This is a genomic window from Phyllobacterium zundukense (assembly GCF_025452195.1).
GTDB classification, from domain to species: domain Bacteria; phylum Pseudomonadota; class Alphaproteobacteria; order Rhizobiales; family Rhizobiaceae; genus Phyllobacterium; species Phyllobacterium zundukense_A.
On the sequence record NZ_CP104973.1, the window covers coordinates 1,014,998 to 1,034,691 of the forward strand.

Annotated in this window: 20 protein-coding genes and 1 tRNA gene; 13 read left to right on the plus strand and 8 right to left on the minus strand. The window is 55.8% G+C overall.

Going from position 1 to position 19,694, the window contains the following annotated elements:
- The first annotated feature begins 292 nt into the window (after window positions 1-292).
- The 8 genes from N8E88_RS31865 (at window position 293) to N8E88_RS17340 (ending at window position 8,409) form a co-directional block, all read left to right on the plus strand.
- Window positions 293-472 carry a lasso peptide biosynthesis B2 protein gene (locus N8E88_RS31865; RefSeq protein ID WP_410010656.1) on the plus strand — a complete coding sequence of 60 codons (180 nt, stop codon included), beginning with the start codon at window positions 293-295 and terminating at the stop codon, window positions 470-472.
- 109 nt (window positions 473-581) lie between these two features.
- Complete coding sequence (locus N8E88_RS17310; protein WP_262294758.1) at window positions 582-2,183, plus strand: adenine nucleotide alpha hydrolase family protein; 1,602 nt, start codon at window positions 582-584, stop codon at window positions 2,181-2,183.
- Between the two features lie 60 nt (window positions 2,184-2,243).
- A complete protein-coding gene (locus N8E88_RS17315) occupies window positions 2,244-3,995 on the plus strand; it encodes an ABC transporter ATP-binding protein (RefSeq protein WP_262294759.1) in 1,752 nt (583 codons plus the stop codon).
- A gap of 309 nt (window positions 3,996-4,304) precedes the next feature.
- A complete protein-coding gene (locus tag N8E88_RS17320; protein ID WP_262294760.1) occupies window positions 4,305-6,137 on the plus strand; it encodes an ABC transporter ATP-binding protein in 1,833 nt (610 codons plus the stop codon).
- Between the two features lie 26 nt (window positions 6,138-6,163).
- Window positions 6,164-6,970 (plus strand): 4-hydroxy-tetrahydrodipicolinate reductase, encoded by an 807-nt coding sequence (dapB, locus tag N8E88_RS17325; protein ID WP_410010684.1) that lies wholly within the window; start codon window positions 6,164-6,166, stop codon window positions 6,968-6,970.
- A 23-nt stretch (window positions 6,971-6,993) separates the two neighbouring features.
- Entirely contained in the window at window positions 6,994-7,614 is a 621-nt protein-coding gene (locus tag N8E88_RS17330) for a 2,3-bisphosphoglycerate-dependent phosphoglycerate mutase (protein ID WP_262294762.1), read from the plus strand.
- Between the two features lie 92 nt (window positions 7,615-7,706).
- A tRNA-Leu gene (locus tag N8E88_RS17335) sits at window positions 7,707-7,791 on the plus strand.
- A 138-nt stretch (window positions 7,792-7,929) separates the two neighbouring features.
- A complete protein-coding gene (locus N8E88_RS17340; protein WP_262294763.1) occupies window positions 7,930-8,409 on the plus strand; it encodes a hypothetical protein in 480 nt (159 codons plus the stop codon).
- A 155-nt stretch (window positions 8,410-8,564) separates the two neighbouring features.
- Here N8E88_RS17340 and N8E88_RS17345 read toward each other — a convergent pair whose 3' ends face one another.
- From N8E88_RS17345 to N8E88_RS17355, 3 genes are all read right to left on the minus strand, one after another.
- Entirely contained in the window at window positions 8,565-8,771 is a 207-nt protein-coding gene (locus tag N8E88_RS17345; protein ID WP_315975297.1) for a helix-turn-helix domain-containing protein, read from the minus strand.
- A 94-nt stretch (window positions 8,772-8,865) separates the two neighbouring features.
- Entirely contained in the window at window positions 8,866-9,327 is a 462-nt protein-coding gene (locus tag N8E88_RS17350; protein ID WP_262295513.1) for a DUF4126 domain-containing protein, read from the minus strand.
- Window positions 9,328-9,467: 140 nt separating this feature from the next.
- A complete protein-coding gene (locus N8E88_RS17355; RefSeq protein ID WP_262294764.1) occupies window positions 9,468-10,469 on the minus strand; it encodes a GlxA family transcriptional regulator in 1,002 nt (333 codons plus the stop codon).
- Window positions 10,470-10,579: 110 nt separating this feature from the next.
- Here N8E88_RS17355 and N8E88_RS17360 point away from each other — a divergent pair, with 110 nt between their 5' ends.
- The 3 genes from N8E88_RS17360 (at window position 10,580) to N8E88_RS17370 (ending at window position 13,609) form a co-directional block, all read left to right on the plus strand.
- A complete protein-coding gene (locus N8E88_RS17360) occupies window positions 10,580-11,221 on the plus strand; it encodes an HD domain-containing protein (RefSeq protein ID WP_262294765.1) in 642 nt (213 codons plus the stop codon).
- 87 nt (window positions 11,222-11,308) lie between these two features.
- Window positions 11,309-11,509, plus strand: coding sequence for a hypothetical protein (locus N8E88_RS17365; RefSeq protein ID WP_262294766.1), 201 nt, complete (start codon window positions 11,309-11,311; stop codon window positions 11,507-11,509).
- 111 nt (window positions 11,510-11,620) lie between these two features.
- Entirely contained in the window at window positions 11,621-13,609 is a 1,989-nt protein-coding gene (locus tag N8E88_RS17370) for a putative bifunctional diguanylate cyclase/phosphodiesterase (RefSeq protein ID WP_262294767.1), read from the plus strand.
- Between the two features lie 12 nt (window positions 13,610-13,621).
- Here the strand turns inward: N8E88_RS17370 and N8E88_RS17375 are convergent, their stop codons facing one another.
- Window positions 13,622-14,008, minus strand: a complete 387-nt coding sequence (locus N8E88_RS17375; RefSeq protein WP_262294768.1) for a hypothetical protein — start codon at window positions 14,006-14,008, stop codon at window positions 13,622-13,624.
- 75 nt (window positions 14,009-14,083) lie between these two features.
- Window positions 14,084-14,533 carry a MarR family winged helix-turn-helix transcriptional regulator gene (locus N8E88_RS17380; RefSeq protein WP_262294769.1) on the minus strand — a complete coding sequence of 150 codons (450 nt, stop codon included), beginning with the start codon at window positions 14,531-14,533 and terminating at the stop codon, window positions 14,084-14,086.
- 111 nt (window positions 14,534-14,644) lie between these two features.
- Between N8E88_RS17380 and N8E88_RS17385 the strand changes: the two genes are divergently transcribed.
- Both N8E88_RS17385 and N8E88_RS17390 read left to right on the plus strand, forming a co-directional pair.
- Entirely contained in the window at window positions 14,645-14,875 is a 231-nt protein-coding gene (locus tag N8E88_RS17385) for an XRE family transcriptional regulator (RefSeq protein ID WP_262294770.1), read from the plus strand.
- Between the two features lie 72 nt (window positions 14,876-14,947).
- Window positions 14,948-15,439: a DUF1772 domain-containing protein gene (locus N8E88_RS17390; protein WP_262294771.1), complete on the plus strand. Its 492-nt coding sequence runs from the start codon at window positions 14,948-14,950 to the stop codon at window positions 15,437-15,439.
- 435 nt (window positions 15,440-15,874) lie between these two features.
- Here N8E88_RS17390 and N8E88_RS17395 read toward each other — a convergent pair whose 3' ends face one another.
- The 3 genes from N8E88_RS17395 to N8E88_RS17405 form a co-directional block, all read right to left on the minus strand.
- Window positions 15,875-16,855, minus strand: coding sequence for a DUF2971 domain-containing protein (locus N8E88_RS17395; RefSeq protein ID WP_262294772.1), 981 nt, complete (start codon window positions 16,853-16,855; stop codon window positions 15,875-15,877).
- 68 nt (window positions 16,856-16,923) lie between these two features.
- Entirely contained in the window at window positions 16,924-18,045 is a 1,122-nt protein-coding gene (locus N8E88_RS17400; RefSeq protein ID WP_262294773.1) for a calcium-binding protein, read from the minus strand.
- A gap of 15 nt (window positions 18,046-18,060) precedes the next feature.
- A complete protein-coding gene (locus N8E88_RS17405; protein ID WP_262294774.1) occupies window positions 18,061-19,548 on the minus strand; it encodes a calcium-binding protein in 1,488 nt (495 codons plus the stop codon).
- Window positions 19,549-19,694 lie beyond the last annotated feature (146 nt).

The window sequence follows — 19,694 nt, forward strand, 5'->3', positions numbered from 1 at the left end:
CCCCGAAACTAATACCGGCTGTTGAACATCAAGGATATTATGATCACAGATGGATTACACCAGTCCATGTTGCTGAAAATTTTAAGCGAGCGGACTGTGCCAAAGCACTGGCTGCCCTTTGGCGGAGCGGGCTGATAGTCAGGCTGGCAGGATATCGAGGAATTCTAAAAAGACTTGGTGGAACTGTCGCAACAAACAGCATTTGCGGCGACCTCGATCGCGAACGTGATAAACTTTCTAGAATCATATCTGCCCTAAACAAAACTTTTATATTCGATTTCAGTGGCAACAAATGCCTGACATATGCACTAGCACTTGTGCTCCTTGCGCGATCCAAAAGATAGCTCTGAAGCTCATCATCGGCGCCAAGACAAGACCATTCTGTGCGCATGCCTGGGTTGAGCATGATGGAACAGTGATCAATGATGATCCCGCACTCCGCAACAAACTCGCAGTCCTGTTGGAGTGTTGATGTTTATTCTACATCAGGACAAAATCTCAACAGAAAATGCCACAAGAGTAGCTATCTTCGCAGCTAAACGCGGGATGTCCAAACATGTCTTGTCAGGATGTACTATATATTGCGGCGATTTATTCTTGATCGCGACCATCGAAAAAAACATGGTTTCTATTTTGGAATGGCATTCAGCGGCAGTACCAAGATAAATCCGTATGATCATCACTGTTTAGTTCACCTGGCGAAGACGCTGGAATCTGCAGTGGGATTTTTTCTGTGTATCGTAGTAGGCGACAAGGGCGTGACCGTTTTTTCAAGCTTGTATCGCGGCAAGGATTGCTTCTTTAGCGATGGCAGTGATGGATTCATTCTCGCTACGGACCCTGCTTTCTTGCAGTCCCTGTCTAATAATACAGCGGCACCTTTAAACGTCGAGTACTGCACGAATTTCATTCTAAACGACCACACCTATAATGGAGATACCGCATTCGCGAATGTTAGCCAGATAATGCTTGGGGAAATTCTTACTTTTCACCGGAATGGTCTTATTGATCGAAATGGAATCACAGCAGCGATACCTGATTGCAGTGACATCATTGATATCCATAAGCACAACATGCAGACCTTCGTTCCGCTTTTTAAGAGTGTCTCTCTGATGTTCTCGGGTGGCCTCGACTCAAGCACATTGTTTTTTGTCCTTGATGGATTGGGCTTTGATTTCTCGTGTCTGCATACGACGACGACCGAAGATCCGAATTCGACTGAGATCGATGAGGCGAGGTCGGTAGCGGCTTCTCGCGGGCGAGATATTGTGGAGTTGAGAGCGAAGGTGCCGTCCATGGAGAAAAAGCGTTTTACCCTATGTACGCTTGATACCGTCACTTCGCCATATGATGTTGATATAATGGAATTGTTAGATGGTTCCGAAAAACCTGACAATCACGACCCAAAAGTGAACGCAACCCATTCGCACGACTTATTACAATTGAACGGACATGGCGGAGAACATTTGTTTCTGCAGAACCCAAGTAGGGCGATTGGATATGATGCGTTTTATTATGGCGACGTCGTAAACGCAGTGAAGGAAATAGTGAAGTTCTGCACTCTGAAAAAAGAGTTTGTATTTCCGGTGATCCTTACAACTATTGCGAATCTCTTGAGAATCGGACATCCGCGTCGAAGCTGCGACCAACATCGTTCAGAATGGTGTCAGGCCAGTAGCACCGTCCCCAGTCGCCGACACCATTTGCTGATGGGCGCTGATCCGCGAAGCGCAAAATATCAGCATTTGCTTGGCATCCTGTCGGTCCTCCATTCTTGTCCCCGCATCGATTCACTCGAAAATATATCTTTGAGCCCATTCGTGCTTCAGAACATGGTGAGTTACGTAATCAATCTACCCGTAAGCAAATTATACTCCGATACATTTGACCGTTTGCCCATCAGGAAAGCACTATATGAATATAGCCGCAACGAAGTGGCGTGGCGAAGAACAAAGCGATCATCTTCTGGCTTCCTGTTTAATGTACTTAGAAGAAACCATGACAATTTTAACAAAGCCCTTTGTGAGGGAACTGTTGCCAGAACGTTGGGCATTTATGTATCCAAACTGAATTCATGCATTTCATATAATGCTCACATTGCGTTGACAGATGACTTGCCGGCGCTTCTCAGAATGTATCAGTTAGAGACATTCATCCGAAAACCACTGTATCGATTTAACTAGTTTGATTTGGAGAATTGCTCGCCACATCCACAGATGTGGGGCAGAGACGGGATAATATTGATGACGAATTGGTCAAGCCTGTGGATGTTTGTGCTTTATGATCTGGAACGTACCACCAAGTACAGGTGCGCTTCGATAATGGCCATCACCATAGGCACATCGATAATATTTGGAATTGCGCCATTCGCCCTTTCCAAGATTACAGATTTGGTTGCCAGTGGCAATCTCGCCGCAGGTATCTCCTCAAACACGATATTCTTATGGGCTTCGATCTATCTCGTCTGTCTCGCGGTCGGCAGATTCTCATCGACTTTGTCGTTGTATTTTCAAAGCATGCTCCGGCTCGACGTTGTTAACGTTTTGTCGAAGATCTATTTTCGCTACATTATTGGACAAAAGGCGGACTTTTTCACAATTAAGAATTCCGGCGATCTTTCTCAAGAACTAAACCAAGCAAACAATGACTTTTACGTAATTATCCGAAGTTTTTCGGGGAGCGTGGTATCACCCATTATTCAAATCGCTTCATCCTTCCTCGTTCTGTTGTATACCGAAAATTACCCCGTAGTGGTGTATTTCATTATATATATACTCGCGTTCTCTATAAATAACGCATACTTCACAAAAAAATTATATGATAAGAAGATTAAATTGATGGACGCTGGGCGGCAATCGCACTCGGTGTTAGTCGATTCTATAGCCAACATTTCTGTTGCGAAACAGTATGGTTCTTTTGATTTTTTCTTCGCACGTTATACCGGCGTGTTGGATCAAGACCGCGCCACACAGTCCGAATATTGGCGTACCACTATACTTATGCTTTTATTGAATACGACGCTCTTTACAACTCTCTACGTTGTCAGCTTTTTGCAAGTTGTTTATGGCGTGATCGCTGGTAGTGTGACCATTGGCGAGTTTGTTATGGTTGCGTCGTATATTGTGATTTTAGCTAGCCCCATTGAAAACTTGGGCAGTATGTTTACAGAAGTTAACCAGTCGGTAATGACATTTGGAGCTTTTCTGTCCCGCATTCGTGACCAAGTAACACGCGCTCCCAAAGCAATTTCGCCAATATTTTCCAACAACAAGATTGCACTAAAGGTCACGCAGCTTTCTTTTTCCTATATGCAATCTTCGCACAATGCATTGGAAGATGTTTCGTTTGAAATCCGTTCGGGCAATAGCATTATATGGACGGGCGAAAGTGGTTCCGGAAAAAGTACGCTCGTCAAGATTTTAACAGGCCAATACGAACCGTCGTCGGGACAAATTCAAGTATTTGGAGTTAATCTGGAGGACATTGATCCGGCGACTCTTAATGGAACCGTGGGAGTGGTTTCGCAAGATGTTATGATCTTCAAGGACACCCTGCGTTTCAATCTATTGATGGCCAAACCTGACGCGGACGATAACCAGTTAGTGGAGGCACTGATAAATGCAGGCCTAGGAGAATTCTTTGATCAATTACCTGAAAAGTTGGACACACTCTTAGGCGACCGTGGAACAAAACTTTCAGGTGGACAAAGGCAAAGGATTTCCTTTGCTCGTTTATTTCTCACCAGCCCCTCTATTGTGATCGTTGACGAGGGTACATCCTCCTTGGATGTGGTGACCGAACGAAAAGTACTGGAAAAGCTGGCTGATTATTTCAAAACAAGAACAGTCATTACCATTAGCCATCGAGCTAGTGCCATGGTCAATAGTGACGCGATTTTCGTATTTAACAGGGGACGCCTACAAGATCGAGGTACTCGCTCTGAACTTAAGGGAAGAAACCCATATTTCGCGCAACTTTTGGAACTATCATTATAGATGACCCTAAGTCAGCGTAGGCACAAGAGCAACACTCGTCCAATCCCTGCGAAACCGCGGCCAAAACCGATAGGCAAGCCGGGTCAATAACGCTATAGGGACGTAGAGCCCGTTTGGAAAGTCGCTGCGGCGAGACATATGGCGCGGTTTTCGAGAACCGGAGCGGAGCGTATATTGAGTACGTGAGCACCGGAAGCACAGAAAATCGCATCAGATGACCGCCGCAGTAGAGTTTCGAAACGGGCTCTGAATAAGCGGCAAAAGCAATGCCTTTGCCGGATTTTTGGTACCAGCGAGTTGCCGCCTCTAATGAGCGAACAGACCAGGAAAAAGAAGATCGATCCATCCGAGGCGAAGCGCGTCATCGGCCGGGTTCTTGGCGAAAATGTCCGCGATCACCGGTCTTCCTATGCCATTGCCATCGTCGCCATGCTTGCGGTTGCCTGCACGACGGCTTTCGTCGCCTATATCTTCAAGGACGTGATCAACAAGATCTATTACGAACGCCGCGAGGACCTCATACTTCCGATCAGTCTCGGCATTCTTGGTGCTTTCGTCATTCGCGGCATTGCGACTTATGTCCAGTCCGTCACCATGGCGAGAATCGGCAATAACATCGTTGCGCGTTATCAAGCCCGCGTCTTCGATCACCTGATGAAGCTCGGCCTCGATTTCTATCACGACACCCGCTCTGGCCAGCTTGCTGCCCGTATCAACCAGAACGTCGGCGGTGTGCGCGAGCTTTTGGATATCGTCGTCACGACCATTGCCAAGGACGTGCCGACGCTGATCGCGCTCATCGTGAGCATGGTTTTGCTCGATCCATTCCTGTCGCTGATCGCGCTGCTCGTCGGGCCGCCGTTGATACTTGTGGTCCGCTACCTGGCGAGACGGCTGCGCAGCATCCATCGCGAATCCGTGACGCTGAACTCGCATCTGCTCGGCGCCATGCAGGAGGCGACGCAGGGCATCGCCATCGTCAAGGCGTTCACGATGGAAGACCAGTTGCGCATCAAGATCAGCGCGCTGATCAAGCGGGCCGAGGAACGCGCCAACAAGATCGCTCGTGTTTCGGAGCGTATGACGCCGATCACCGAACTCATCGCCGGCATCGCCATCGCTTCGATGATCATCTATACGGGCTACCGCGCTGTCTACAATGCCGAGCCGCCCGGTGCCATGTTCGGCTTCATGACTGCAGTACTGCTCGCCTATGATCCCGTGCGCCGTCTGGCGCGTGTCCAGGTTGGACTCGAACGTTCGCTGGTCAATGCGCGCATGATTTACGAGATCCTCGATATCGAGCCGCGTCAGGCGGACAGCATCGGCGCCGTGCCGATAACCGTGCAGAGCGGTGAGGTGCAATTCGACAATGTCAACTTCAGCTATGGCAATGGCGTGCCGGTGCTGCATGGCATCAGCTTCACGGCGGAAGCCGGCAAGACCACCGCCATCATCGGCGCTTCCGGCGCAGGCAAATCGACGCTGATCGGCCTTGTCCAACGCTTCTACGATATCAATGGCGGGCGTATTCTCGTCGATGGGCAGGATATCGCCTATGTCAGCAAGCGCTCGCTGCGCCAGCAGATCGCCTATGTCTCGCAGCAACCCTATCTCTTCGAAGGAACGATCGCCGACAATATCCGCTACGGCCGACCGGATGCCACCGATGAGGAGATCATCGAGGCGGCGAAGCTTGCCAACGCCGACGAGTTCATCCGCCAGCAGCCGCAGAGCTATGGCACGGAAGTCGGCGAGAACGGCGTGACCCTTTCCGGTGGCCAGCGCCAGCGTCTTTCCATCGCCCGCGCCATCGTCCGCAATGCGTCCATCCTTCTTCTCGACGAAGCGACGTCCGCACTCGACAATGAATCGGAAAAACGCGTGCAGCAGGCACTGGAGCGCGTCATGCAGGGGCGTACCACGATCGTCATTGCCCACCGCCTGTCGACCATCGTCAACGCCGACCATATCGTCGTCATGGAGGCCGGCCGGGTCGTGGAGGAAGGCGTGCACGAAACGTTGCTCGCCCGTCCCAACGGGGTCTATGCCCGCTTCTACCAGTTGCAGGGCAAGGAAGAGTCGCCCATCATCGATGACAGCGAAGAAGTATCCCATCGGATAGCGAGACCAGCCGAATGAGCAGAGCGGAACAGCCCACGACACCAATGAGACTTGCAGTCGTCGGTGCCGCGGGGCGCATGGGCCAGACGTTGATCCGCGTCATTCACGCCACCCCCGGCGCGATACTTGCCGGAGCCATTGAAAGGCCCGGCTCACCCCATATCGGCGCTGATGCGGGTGACCTTGCCGGCGTCGGCAATCTTGGCGTTCCGATCACCGATGACGCGGCCACAGCATTTGCCCGCGTCGAGGGCGTGCTCGATTTCACGACGCCCGCCGCGACCGTGGCGTTTTCCGGGCTGGCAGCACAGGCGCGTATCGTCCACGTCATCGGCACGACCGGCTGCACGAGCGACAACGAAGCAAAGATCGCCGCAGCCGCCCGTCATGCGGTCGTCATCAAATCTGGCAATATGAGCCTCGGCGTCAATCTGCTCGCCGTCCTCGTCAAACAGGCGGCGCGTGCGCTCGGCGCGGATGATTTCGACATCGAGATTCTGGAAATGCACCACAAGCACAAGGTCGATGCGCCCTCGGGCACCGCATTGCTGCTCGGCGAAGCCGCAGCCGAAGGCCGCGACATCGGGCTCGGCCAGCATAGCGTGCGGGTGCGCGACGGCCATACGGGGCCACGCGAAAACGGCACGATCGGTTTTGCCGCATTGCGCGGCGGATCCGTCGTCGGCGACCATTCCGTCATCCTTGCCGGTCAGGGCGAGCGCATCACCCTTTCGCACCATGCGGAAGATCGCACGATATTCGCGCGCGGCGCCGTCAAGGCAGCGCTGTGGGGCAGAGGCCGCAAACCCGGCCTTTATTCCATGTCCGACGTTCTCGGTCTCAATTCATAAGTCTGTCAAACAGGAGTACTGCAATGTCCGGAACCCTCGTCCTTGTCCGCCATGGCCAGAGCGAATGGAATTTGAAGAACCTCTTCACCGGCTGGCGCGACCCCGCGCTGACCGAGCTCGGCCACGAGGAAGCCAAGGATGCGGGCCAGCGGCTGAAGGCCATGGGATTGCATTTCGACATCGCCTTTACCTCGGTGCTCTCGCGCGCCGAGGCGACCCTCGACCACATTCTCGAAGAGGTTGGCCAGACCGGCCTCGAAACGATCCGCGACCAGGCCTTGAACGAACGTGACTATGGCGACCTGTCCGGTCTCAACAAGGATGATGCCCGCGTCAAGTGGGGCGAAGAGCAGGTGCATGTCTGGCGCCGCTCCTATGACGTTCCGCCGCCCGGCGGCGAAAGCCTGCGCGATACCGGCGCGCGCGTCTGGCCTTATTACATGCACGACATGCAGCCGCATGTGCTGCGCGGCGAAAATGTGCTGGTGGTCGCGCATGGCAATTCGCTGCGCTCGCTGGTCATGGCTCTGGACGGCCTGACGGGCGAGGAGATCGTCGCACAGGAAATCGCGACCGGCGTTCCGATCGTCTACAAGCTCAACGCGGATTCGACGGTCGCTTCCAAGAAAGTTCTCGAAGGCTGACCGGGCGGCGCGCCAAAGGCTGACAATCGCTGACGAATTCCCCGGCAAATGGATTGACAGACTCTGAAGCGCCCCTTACATGGAACCCCGCTGCCCAGATGGCGGAATTGGTAGACGCGCACGGTTCAGGTCCGTGTGCCGCAAGGCGTGGAGGTTCGAGTCCTCTTCTGGGCACCATTTCCAAATACGCTAACGTTCGCGACTGTTCGTTAATGTCTTGAATAAGCCTCGGTTTTCCGGGGCTTTTTCGTTTGTGGCTTCCCCTCGTACACCAGTTCAGACAATTCCATGTTCAGGCAAGCTTGAGAGAGCTAGATGCTCGGAGTCGAACATGAGAATGGGATCAAGGCGAAGATGAACATGAGAAGAATCTCCACCGTCGCGGTGCTGGTAACATTTTCGGTCGCGATATCTGCGTGCGTAACTCACAAGGGTCCCGACGCGACGAACTCGCAATATGTCAATGTAGAGAAGATAGCACTATCCGGACAACGAACTGCCCTTTGGCGAAATTTTCAGGCTAATGAAGATTGTTCGCCCGGCGTAGTGCCCTCCATGAAGGTGACCTCACAACCAGCGCATGGAAAAATCGATATCGTTGTTGAGGCGTTTGATCCTAAATTTCCGAAGAGCAACATCCGGTTCAAATGCAACTCCAGGAAATACACTGGTCCCGTAGCCTATTACACGTCCTCGGATGGTTATAGCGGGACAGACAAGGTGAGCCTGGCCACTCAATTCAAGGGCATGGATTCACCCAACCTTACAGCAATAGTGGTCAAGGTAGGCAAATAGCTTGTCGTTGGTTCGATGGGTATTCGGCCTGTAGCGTGCACCAGTCACAGCTTTGTGGTCGCAGATTCGTGTCGTCGGTAAACCTGTTAATCGCGGCGACGGGATTCAAAGTGTATTCCGGAGCGACGTTGCAGGCGCGATGATCCGCATTGCCATTATCGCTGGCACCCCCATTTCCACCACTCCTCACCCATCCCCCCATACCTCTTCCGGTACTCCGCCAGCGTCACACCAACCCGCCGGACAAAGACGCGCCGCAGCGTGTCGACATCGGCAAAGCCGCAGCGTCCGGCTACCTGCTTCGGGGCAGCGTCTCCGGTCTCCTGCAGTTCTCGTGCGGCGGTGACGCGGACTTTTGTCACCCAATCCCCGGCGTCATCCAGACCTCTTGACGGAGAGCCGCGCGAAGGTGTTCCGGGAGTTCCCCCCACCCTGCCCGGTTGAAGCCATTATCGCTCACGGCAAAGCAGCGACGATCAGGAATGCAGCAACTATTGCCACGACGTCCTCGATGATCGCGGCGGGCCGGTCCTGACCAAAGCTCCTGGCCAAGCGCCCGCGGATGTCGGCGCCCGCCAGAGTGCCAACTACTGCGCCGATCACGCCGGCGACAGCACCGCCTATGGCCAAACCGCCGCTGATTCCAATCGCCGCGCCGCACAAGGCTCCCATGACAATACGTGCACCGAATTGCACCGGGACCTTTCGGCTTGGCGTGGACGGCAGTTGATCGGTGACCAGCTCCACGATTGCCAGGAGGGTGAATATCCAGGGTGTGAGTGCATAACCGAGGAATGCGAGCCAACTGTCGCCGAGATGCAGCCAACCGAGATGCGCCGCCCAGCTGATAGCCGCCGGGGCCGTCATCGCACGCAAACCAGCTACGATCCCGATCAGAAGTGCCAAGAGCAAGATCATCATGTTCCTTTGTCCAATCCGGTAGGCAGGTCCATTTCGATGTGAATATGACACGAACAAAGTTTGGTGCAACTCCAGCGCGCCACAGCGTTCCGCATGCAACCGCGCTTGGGTGGCTTGCGCCCATATAGACGTAGCCCCTATCTGTTTCGCGAAGTGGCGACTTTCATGTCCTCCCTCGCGTATCGCTTGCGGTACTCCGCCGGCGTCACACCAACCCGCCGGACAAAGGCGCGGCGCAGCGTGTCGACATCGGCAAAGCCGCATTGTCCGGCTACCTGCTTCGGGGCAGCGTCTCCGCTCTCCAGCAGCTCCCGTGCGGCGGCGACGCGGGCTTCCTCCACCCAGTCCCCCGGCGTCATGCCGACCTCCTGGCGGAAGAGCCTGGCGAAATGGCGTGCGCTCAACCCCGTTCGCTGCGCGAGGCTGCCGACACTATGGTCTTCGGCGGGGTTTGCGGCGACCCATCGCTGCACCTCCTGCAGTGCCGACCGCCCAACAGGCGCCGCCTCGCCTTTCCGGCTGAACTGCATCTGCCCGCCGGGCCGCTTGAAGAACATCACGAGCTGTCCCGCTACCCTCATCGCCACTTCGCGGCCGAGATCCTCCTCGACCAGAGCCAGGGCCAGATCGAGACCGGCGGTTACGCCCGCTGCCGTCCACAGGCGGCCGTCGCGGATGTGGAGTGCGTCAGCGTCCACGCTCACCCCCGGAAATTCCCGGACCAGCCGCTCGGCCACCGCCCAATGGGTCGTGACCCGCTTTCCGTCCAGCAGGCCCGCCTGCGCCAGGAAAAACGCGCCGCTGCAGACCGAGCCATAGCGGCGCGCGACCGGTACCGTCGATCGAAGCCACTCGACCATCCCGCCACCCTGCGGCACGTCCGCCGCATTGGGCGCACCCGCCACCAGCAACGTATCGATCTTCGGGTTCGGGCTTTCCCCGAGCACCATGTCCGGCATCAGCCGCACACCCGATGAACTTCGGATGGCGCCATGCCGGGTGCCGAGGACGCAAAGCTCGTAGACCGTCCGGCCGGCCTGCGCATTCGCCTCGGCAAAAACGTCGAGCGGCCCTGACACATCCAGCAGCTGAACACCGGGTACAGCCAGTATCGCAACCCTCAACGGCCCGCTCGGCATCGATCCCGTGTCCCTTTCTGGCGGAGAATGTCTGTTTTTGACGTAATACGTTTATTGCAGCCAAACTAGCGCATCCCCTACACTTTGCCAACGGAAAGAAGGAGAGTTCCATGGCATTGACAATCGAAGGGGTCAGCATCCCTGACAGCAAGCTCGCACGCGAGGTCACCGAACTGGTCCGCGACACCGCTTCGCCGTTGTTGTTTCACCATTCGAGCCGCGTCTATTATTTCGGCGCGCTCTCCGGCAAGCATCGCGGCCTCAGGTTCGACCCGGAGCTGCTCTATACCGGCGCCATGTTCCACGATATGGGCCTCACCCGTCAGCACAGCAGTGCGCATGAGCGGTTCGAGGTCGATGGTGCCAACGCCGCGCGCGATTTCCTGCGCGGACATGGCATCGCCCTGACCGACATCGATCTCGTCTGGACCGCCATCGCTCTGCATACGACACCCGGCATACCGCAGCACATGCACCCGGTCGTCGCACTCGTGACCGCAGGCGTTGAAATGGATGTGCTCGGGCTGACCTATGCCGAATACAGCGATATGGAGCGGGAGACTGTCGTCCACGCCCATCCACGCAGCGATCACTTCAAGGAGGATATCATCCAGGCCTTCTATGATGGCATCAAGCACAAGCCCGACACCACCTTCGGCAACGTCAAGGCCGATGTGCTTGCCGACAAGGATCCGCATTTTCACCGTGGCAACTTCTGCAGCGTCATCCGCGGCTCGGCATGGACAGCATAAGCGAGATCATGCCCCGGGCTCTTTTCTGAATGCATTGCAATGACTATCTAAGGGCCATATCGAAGCACATACAGAGGAGCCACGGCGATGTCCCGGCTAGACACGACCGTCCGCGTGTTCATTGTCGAGGGAAGGTTGACGATAACGGCAATCAAATACCCATGCGCCAAGGACGCCTTCCGCGCAGTACAGAAATATCCGGTGCTGCAGGTGGAGGTCGAAGGCGAAGGCATGATGTTGCCGGAAGAGTTCATGACCTATTGCGCTGACCGCGGCCTGAAAAATTAACGCTCCAATGGTGAGCGTCTCTGCCTGCTCGCAAAAGTTACCAATAATTATACAGAAGGCGGTTAAGTTGCCTTCCAGCAATAATAACAATGCATTTCTGGCAGAGACGCGATGAGCCCCAACCAACCTGCAGAAGCGCTTGCGCTGCCCTTGCGGCATCTGATCGCCGCCGACCAGCTATTGGCCGTGCGCCGCAGCATGCTTATTTCCGTTCCCGTCAGTATTATCCTGGGGTTGATCAGTCTGCTCGTCGCCCTTCACTACGGACAAGGACTGGCCGGTTTGTTGTGGTTTCTCGCTTCCAGCCTCGTGAATGTGGTCCGGATGCTTCTGTGCCGTTTTCCGGTGCGGCTGCTTGATCCCGGCGGCCCGGTGGAGCCAAAGAATCTGGACCCCGCCTCGGTAAGACAACATCTTTTCCTGCAGTCGCTCGTGGCGGCGGCCTCAGGTGTGGTATGGGCCTTCGTCGCAATTCTGTGCGACGGTTATACCGCCCCGCAATCGATATTCTACCTGGTCGTCCTGTGTGGAATTACTGCGGGCGCAATTACCGCCGGCTTTGCCTATGCGCTGATGCCAATCTGTTACATTGTACCGGTTCTACTGTCGGTTGCCGGATGCCTCGTCTATGCCGGTGGCTTTGACCGGTATTGTCTGGCAGCAACGACGATCATTTACCTCGCCGCCCTCATACGCGGCGCACGGGAAAGCGAAGCATTGTTCCGTCAGTCCAGCAGGCTGAAGAACGAGGCCACCGCAATGGCAATTTCGCTGGAAGTGGCCAGGGATCAGGCGACGCAAGCCGCTGCCAAAATGGGACATCGCGCCACTCACGATGAACTGACCGGACTTCTCAACCGCAGCGGGTTCATGCAGGAGGTTGCGTCTTTACCGTCCTCCGGCGAGGCCGGGTTCGCGCTCATGCTTCTCGATCTCGATGGCTTCAAATCGATCAACGACGCGTTCGGTCACAAAGCGGGCGACAGGGTGCTTGTGGAAGTCGGCAGGAGGCTTCGTCAGAGTCTGAGTAACGACGTACTTGTGGCACGTCTGGGTGGAGATGAGTTTGCCGTTCTGCTCGACACCGCGCGTCATGACGATACGCCGTCGATACTGGCGACCAAGTTGATCGCCGCAATATCCATTCCGTTCGCCACCTTCGATGCCGGCCGTATCGGCGTCAGCATCGGCGTTTGCGTATCCAGCGAACGTGACGTCGACGAGATGCTGGTCCGTGCAGATGCGGCGCTTTACAGGGCGAAGTCACAGGGCCGCAATCGGCATTATGTGTTCGACGACGATTTGCGCGATCACCTCGCGATGCGGCGCGATATAGAGCGCGACGTTGCCAAGGCATTGAGCAATGACGCATTGGAGGTCTGGTTTCAGCCAATTTTTGGAAATGGCGGGCGCAAGATTACCGATCTCGAAGCGCTTGTACGATGGAACCACCCGCGACATGGCTGGATTCCCCCGACGGACCTGGTAGCGGTGGCATCGTTTTCCGGACTCGCCGAACCGCTGTTCCGATACATATTGAAGGACGTCTGCACCATGATGCAGACATTGCGCGCAATGAACCTCGGTCATTTGCGTGTGGCGATGAACATGTCCCCGCGCGAGATGTCTCAACTCGCCGTGGACGATCTTATCATCACCAAACTGCGCAAACTCGATCTGCCGGCTTCCATGCTGGAGATCGAGATCACCGAAGACACTGCAAAGGACATCAGCTCGGTGCAAGGCAAACTGGCTGCGTTGGCCAAAGAGGGCGTGCGCATTGCCATCGACGATTTTGGCGTCGGCTATTCGTCGATGTCATCGCTGCGGCAATTGCATGTCGACCGGATCAAGATCGACCGTTCTTTCGTCTACGGCATCGCTCAGTCAGTGGACGATCGCAAAGTGGTGCAATCCATTCTCGGCCTCGGCAAGTCGCTCGGAATCGAAGTTGTCGCCGAAGGCGTTGAAACGGAAGCAGACCTGCGCATTCTGCGGCAACTCGGGTGCGTGAGCATGCAAGGCCATTACTTTGCGAAGCCCATGCCGCATCACGAAGCGATCGACTGGATCAACCAGTCCAGATCGCTCGTGCAGTAGTGCGGTATCCCGCTAGTTCAAAAGTGTCGGCTCTGTCTCCACCTCGATCCGGTCCGCCACGCGCCGGATATGCAGCGCCGGCTGTTTCTCTCCAACGGCAACGGGGATCGAGATCGAGTGGGACTGGCCCGGCTGCAGCACCGCGGAGAACCTTACCACGGCGTGATTTCCGGTCCCGGAACTGATGGCTGCGTTCTTCGTATCGACTGTTGTCACGACATGCCAGCCATCGGCTTGGCTGACCCAGTAGGTTACAGCGGACGTATCACTACCAAGGGTCGTAACGACGGCCTGGCCTTCTTTGACATTGTGATCTGGTTCGGTGGCCTGAACCGGCGATGTAGCGGCAACCATACCATACAGGGCGGCACTGCCAGCGATTTTCAAATATCCAGTCATTTCAGTCTCCTACATTTTGTAACGTTATGTGCGTATGCACACTATTTGGCACGCAATTTCAATTTCTGATACATTCTAGGTACTGTGTGTCATTTCCAGAAAATCGTGCCGCCATTGTGCGGCTCGCTCGGACCCTACCTGGGCCTCGAATTCCTGCTGGGCCTTTTGCCACAACGGTCTGGCCTCCCGAACCTTGCTCTGACCCGGTTCAGTCAGTGACAGCACCAGCTTTCGCGGCTCATTTTGAGCCGGCTCCGTTTTAAGCCAGCCATCGCGTTGCATTGGTTTGATGGCCCGTACGAGTGACGTCCTGTCCATGACCATTGCCTGCGCAAGCTCGCTCATCGTGATACCCGGTCTCTCATTGAGCAGCACCAATATCGAGAACTGGGTGCTCGTCACGTGCGCTGCCGCAAGATGCCGCTCGTAAAGCCTCGTGATGTAACGAGCAGCACGTCTCGTCGCGAAACCATTGCAGGCGTGCATGGATGATGTTTCACTCATACCCGCAATATAAGTGTGCATATGCACTACGTCAAGACCATTTCGATTTTAGTATCTGCCGTCTCCGCTGGGAACCAAACATGGTCCAGGGCATTTCGGGAGACCGAAACCTGCCAGATCCGGAGATCCGCCATGGCCGATACGATTGAAACGACGGCTTCCGCCATCGCCTCCAGCGTAAATCTGGTGAAAATGATCAAGCAAAAATTCAACTACACTGTCGAGGATCTCGCTATCGCGTGCGGCCTGACCGTCGATGAACTCAACGGCATCGAGATGGGCGAAAACACCGAGCCGGGGAAGTTGCATCGCATTGCCCATTCCGTTGGTCTTCCGGACGATATTGCCGGCGTCGCCCACTAGAGCTGATCCGTTTGTCAGAATGACGAACTCCGATACGTCATTCTTTCAGGATCACCATCGGGAGAATTCGTCATGGATAACTTCATGCATATTCTATCGCTGCTGCTCGTTGCCGTTGCGATGGGACTTTCATTGGCGCATGCCCTGGAGTTTCCAGGGAAGAAGCGGCTCGACAAGGATACATACAGCATCGTCCAGCCAATCTATTACCCGGGCTTCACTCTGGGCGGTCTGGTCGGCGAATTTGGCGGTATCGTGGCTCTCGCCATTCTACTCTTTATCCTGCCCTATGGCACTTCGCGCTTCTGGTGGAGCGCTATAGCGCTGGCTTGCCTCGTCGTCGTCAATCTCATCTATTGGACGTTCACCCACAGAGTGAACAATTTCTGGCTGAGGGATACCAAACTATCCGGCGCCGGAAACGCCTTCTTTTCGAGTTTCGCCGGTAAAGCCGGCAAAGAGGACTGGAAGCAGTTTCGGGACATCTGGGAATATTCACATGTCGCACGCGCTGTCTTTGCGATGCTCAGCCTTGTCTCAATAGCCATCGCATTGACCGCGTAGTAAATCACGACCTAATCAGAATGATCCGGATTACGACCCGTCATCGTCCTGAACGGGAGGACGGTCATCGATCTCGGACTGATAAGCGAGAAGAACAATAGCGAAGATTGCCAGGACTATCGTTAGGTCGTGCATCTGACTATCCTCCTTGGGCGGAAATAGTACCCTCGGCGCGAACGTCTAAAGCGAGGTTGTGTTCAGTTTAGGTCTGTTTTTGATCAAAAGGAGGCTTGAGGACGACGATTCCGCGAAGTTCGATCACACTGCATTTACCAGAGCCTTTCATGCCTAAATAGTGTCTCTTCTGCCGGAGGGAATTCGTCACAAGGTCAGGGGATTTGGCGACGCCGATGTCTTTCCATCGGACGATGCCGAAGCCCGATGGGTTTGGCCCGAATCCACCCGGAAGGACGATTCCATTCAGGCATGGAAAAGCTACCCCCCCATTGCCTTCGCACGCACTGGCATCCCCGATATGACAACCTTCGATGCGGGATCTTCAATCTTTCTCTGCGCCAATTTCGCGATGATCGCATCGCGGATCGGCCCGGCATATGCTGTCGGACCAATGATCACGCGGTCGATGAGCTCGGGCAGTTCTATACCCAGCACATTGTCGGCGGGGTTGTTTTTCAGCGGCATCCGGTAGACCGTCTGCGGAACTCCATTGATGACGTCATGGTGTTCGATCAGCTGGGGTGATGGCCAGAGTTGGGGATTGGTCAATACTCGCCACTCGCGCTCGTCGCCCAGTCCGGGATGTTTGGAGCATGTCGCTGCGAAGACCAGCATCAGGAACAGCATTTCGATCAGTGCGGGCTTCGGTAATTTTGACAGGAAATCCTTGTTGGCAGACACGCGCTGGGCGACGACCTTGAACTCGTCGTCGAGCTGGTGCCGCGTCCAGTACGCCACCGGGCTGGAGAAGGCTTTAAGGGCCTCCGTCACCTGCATGAAAGGCGCGACCTTGACGACGACGGCGACCCCGGTTTCGCTTTTTTCGTATGCCCGCCACATCGACAGCCGCCCGGTGTCATTTTCAGCAGGATCGTGTTCGGCGACCGACAAGACATAGGATTGGGTGCGCAAGCTCGGCAACGCGTGGTAGTATTTCTTGATTGCCTCACCCCAAATCCCTGGGCTGCTGGCTTCAAGCGCTTTCGCAAGGCGCTCGCTGCTTTCCCCGTCATTGTTCCACTGGTGCAGCTGCATGACCCCCTGTTCCACATCGCGATAGTCGTTCATGCATCGCGTGTTTCGGAACCGTATTTCCTCCTGATCGAGAATGCGAAACAGATTTTCAGCCGTGGTGTAATGGACGAAGCGGGAATGCCCCTTGATGGCCAGGCGCCTGTCAAAAGTGGTCGGCATGAAGATGCTGAGCATCTTGACTACGTTAGGGTCCCAGTCTTCCAAATCATACTCCGAACACTCGAACTGGCATGCTCGTCTGCATGTCTTCACTATTCGTACGGGTTTTCAGCTCACAGGATGAGATCGGCTGAAGGCACAGTACCGTCAAGATCGACATCCCACAATCGAACGTAGAAGTCTACCTGCCCGTCGCCATTCATATCGCCCTCGAGATCACCGTGAAATTCGCCGAGAATAAAGCCAAACCGGAGCTCACCGGCGACTCCTGAAAAATCGTCACTACCGATATAATGGAATGCCTGATCGCCCTCGATCATTAAATTTGCGTCTATAGCTTGCACGTTGATGATATCGCCGGTCTGTACACCGAACAAATATGTGTTGACCTCCGTAGGCGACGTGAAGACAAAGATATCATTCCCCTCCCCACCGAAAACATCGTCGTCTCCGCTGCAAATGAAAGTGTCGTCACCGCCTTCTCCGCTGAGACGATCGTATCCCTGCCCGCCGATGATCAGGTCGTCGCCTACACCGCCCTCGATCGTGTCCCAGCCGTCTCCGCCGACTAGCTTATCGTCCCCGGCACCGCCAGTTATCCTGTCGTAGCCGTCCCCACCGTCCAGCCAGTCGTTGTCATCGCCTCCATCGAGAACATCGCTGCCAGAGCCGCCGTTCAGGCGATCCTCGCCTGCGCCGCCGTTAAGGGTGTCATAATTGTCTCCGCCGCGAAGCCAGTCGTCGCCGTCTCCACCAAGCAGGTGATCGGGTCCGGCACCACCGTCCAGCCAGTCTGTCCCGACTCCGCCGATGAGCGTGTCGGCTCCAGCGCCACCGCTAAGCCGATCGTCGTCCGCGCCGCCGTCAACGACATCATTGCCGTCGCCACCATACAGCCAGTCATCGCCGTTTCCGCCGTAGATATGATCGTTGCCTCCAGCCCCGTCGATCCAGTCGGTGCCAGCGGTCCCAATGAGATGGTCCGGGCCATCGCTATCTTTCAACGGCTCTCCGGCCAGCAACTCGCCACTACCTGCGCCGCCGTTCACGCGGTCTTCATCGCCAGCGCCATTCAGCGTGTCACCGCCCGAATAGCCGGCGATCCATTCATCGTCCGGTGTCCCGCGAAGATTGTCATCAGCCAGCGTACCGCCGGGCCAATTTGCATGGTCGCCGGCGATCAGGCCATAACGCCAGTCGTAATCACCTTGCCTTGAACCCACCTGATCGACCACGTTGTTCCTTATTCATCACATCACGAAGTCATGCACCGACAGTCCATCCTCGACGTTCCCCGAGACCTCGGCGATCAGGTCGGCGATACCATCGCCATTCGTGTCGCCTTCGACCAGCCAATGGTCGATGGCCGTGCCTTCCGAGTGGTCCTGTGGAACGTGGAAAACCCGCAATTCGCCGGCAACGCCAGAGAAGTCGCTTTCGCCGATGAAATGGAAACCCTGATTGCCCGAGGTGCCCGTGTCGGCATCGATCCGACCGAGATCGATCCTGTCGCCTTCGCTGGCATTGAAATCGACGATCGAAGTCACGGCGCTGTGTCCGCCCTGGGTTTGGAAACCGGTTTCGACCTGACCGAATATGAACATGTCCGCGCCGGTCCCGCCCGCAAGGATATCGGATCCCGGGCCGCCAATGAGTTGATCATTCCCGGCACCACCATTCAGCGTGTCGTTGCCGGTGCCGCCATCGAGCGTATCGTTGTTGTCTCCGCCGCGCAGGAAATCATCGCCGGAACCACCAAGGAGATGATCGGCACCCGCGCCGCCATCCAGCCAGTCCGTACCTGAACCGCCAACGAGCGTGTCATCGCCGGCCTCTCCGTTCATCCGGTCCTCGCCCGAGCCGCCATCGAGCGTGTCATTGCCATCGCCGCCGTAGAGCCAGTCCTGTCCTGACCCGCCTTCAAGCCGGTCGTCGCCGGCTCCACCGTCCATCCAGTCGCTGCCCTGGCCGCCGGCGATGTAGTCGGTACCCGTACCGCCGTTCAGGCGGTCATCGCCGGAGCCACCGTTCAACGTGTCATCACCGGCGCCGCCAATCAGCGTATCGGCGCCGCGGCTACCATCGAGCAAATCGTTGCCGTCACCGCCATCGAGATAATCGGCACCATTGCCGCCATCGAGCCAGTCCGTGCCGCCACCGCCAAGCAGGTGGTCATCGCCGTTGCCGCCGTCGAGGCGATCCTCGCCTTCTCCGCCATTGAGCGTATCGTCGCCGTCCCGGCCATAAAGATAGTCCTCGCCGTCACCGCCGAGGAGCGTGTCATCGCCAGTTCCACCATCGAGCCAGTCGGTGCCTGCACCACCAACCAGCGTGTCATTGCCTTCACCGCCGGAGAGACCGTCATCGCCATCCATGCCGACAAGCACATTGTCACCGGCGTCGCCGGAGAGCTTGTCGTCAAAGGCGGAACCCACGAGATTCTCGAAACCGACGGCAAGCCGGTCGCCTTCGGCATCCCCGCCCCACGTACCGAGCGCACCGGATCCGTGGAGGCCGCCAAGGTGAACCATCACACCTTCGGACGATCCGACATAGGCCAGCGTATCGATACCCTCATAACCGAAGAGCAGATCGCTGCCGGCCTTGCCCTGGATAAAGTCGTTGCCGCTGCCTCCGAACAAAATGTCGGGTCCGTCGCCGCCGGTGAGTATCTGGTCCAGGCCGTTTTCCGGGTGGATATTGAGGAGGTCGAGCAGGGAATTGTTCAGCGCCATCATGGCCCCCATTTTGAGACAGTTAGAAACGGATTTATTTAGCTATATTTGGATATAGAACTAAATTTGGTATTTCATGCAAATGAATTTTTCATAACGAAGTATCGCAGAATATAATGGAAATGTACTTCAAAATTTGAATTAAATTA

Bases quoted from the DNA above. Each gene is read 5' to 3' on its own strand.
- N8E88_RS31865 (WP_410010656.1), top strand. From the start codon at position 293: ATGCCTGACATATGCACTAGCACTTGTGCTCCTTGCGCGATCCAAAAG.
- N8E88_RS17315 (WP_262294759.1), top strand. From the start codon at position 2,244: ATGACGAATTGGTCAAGCCTGTGGATGTTTGTGCTTTATGATCTGGAA.
- N8E88_RS17320 (WP_262294760.1), top strand. From the start codon at position 4,305: ATGAGCGAACAGACCAGGAAAAAGAAGATCGATCCATCCGAGGCGAAG.
- dapB (WP_410010684.1), top strand. From the start codon at position 6,164: ATGAGACTTGCAGTCGTCGGTGCCGCGGGGCGCATGGGCCAGACGTTG.
- N8E88_RS17330 (WP_262294762.1), top strand. From the start codon at position 6,994: ATGTCCGGAACCCTCGTCCTTGTCCGCCATGGCCAGAGCGAATGGAAT.
- N8E88_RS17340 (WP_262294763.1), top strand. From the start codon at position 7,930: ATGCTCGGAGTCGAACATGAGAATGGGATCAAGGCGAAGATGAACATG.
- N8E88_RS17350 (WP_262295513.1), bottom strand. From the start codon at position 9,327: ATGATCTTGCTCTTGGCACTTCTGATCGGGATCGTAGCTGGTTTGCGT.
- N8E88_RS17355 (WP_262294764.1), bottom strand. From the start codon at position 10,469: ATGCCGAGCGGGCCGTTGAGGGTTGCGATACTGGCTGTACCCGGTGTT.
- N8E88_RS17360 (WP_262294765.1), top strand. From the start codon at position 10,580: ATGGCATTGACAATCGAAGGGGTCAGCATCCCTGACAGCAAGCTCGCA.
- N8E88_RS17365 (WP_262294766.1), top strand. From the start codon at position 11,309: ATGTCCCGGCTAGACACGACCGTCCGCGTGTTCATTGTCGAGGGAAGG.
- N8E88_RS17370 (WP_262294767.1), top strand. From the start codon at position 11,621: ATGAGCCCCAACCAACCTGCAGAAGCGCTTGCGCTGCCCTTGCGGCAT.
- N8E88_RS17375 (WP_262294768.1), bottom strand. From the start codon at position 14,008: ATGACTGGATATTTGAAAATCGCTGGCAGTGCCGCCCTGTATGGTATG.
- N8E88_RS17380 (WP_262294769.1), bottom strand. From the start codon at position 14,533: ATGCACACTTATATTGCGGGTATGAGTGAAACATCATCCATGCACGCC.
- N8E88_RS17385 (WP_262294770.1), top strand. From the start codon at position 14,645: ATGGCCGATACGATTGAAACGACGGCTTCCGCCATCGCCTCCAGCGTA.
- N8E88_RS17390 (WP_262294771.1), top strand. From the start codon at position 14,948: ATGGATAACTTCATGCATATTCTATCGCTGCTGCTCGTTGCCGTTGCG.
- N8E88_RS17405 (WP_262294774.1), bottom strand. From the start codon at position 19,548: ATGATGGCGCTGAACAATTCCCTGCTCGACCTCCTCAATATCCACCCG.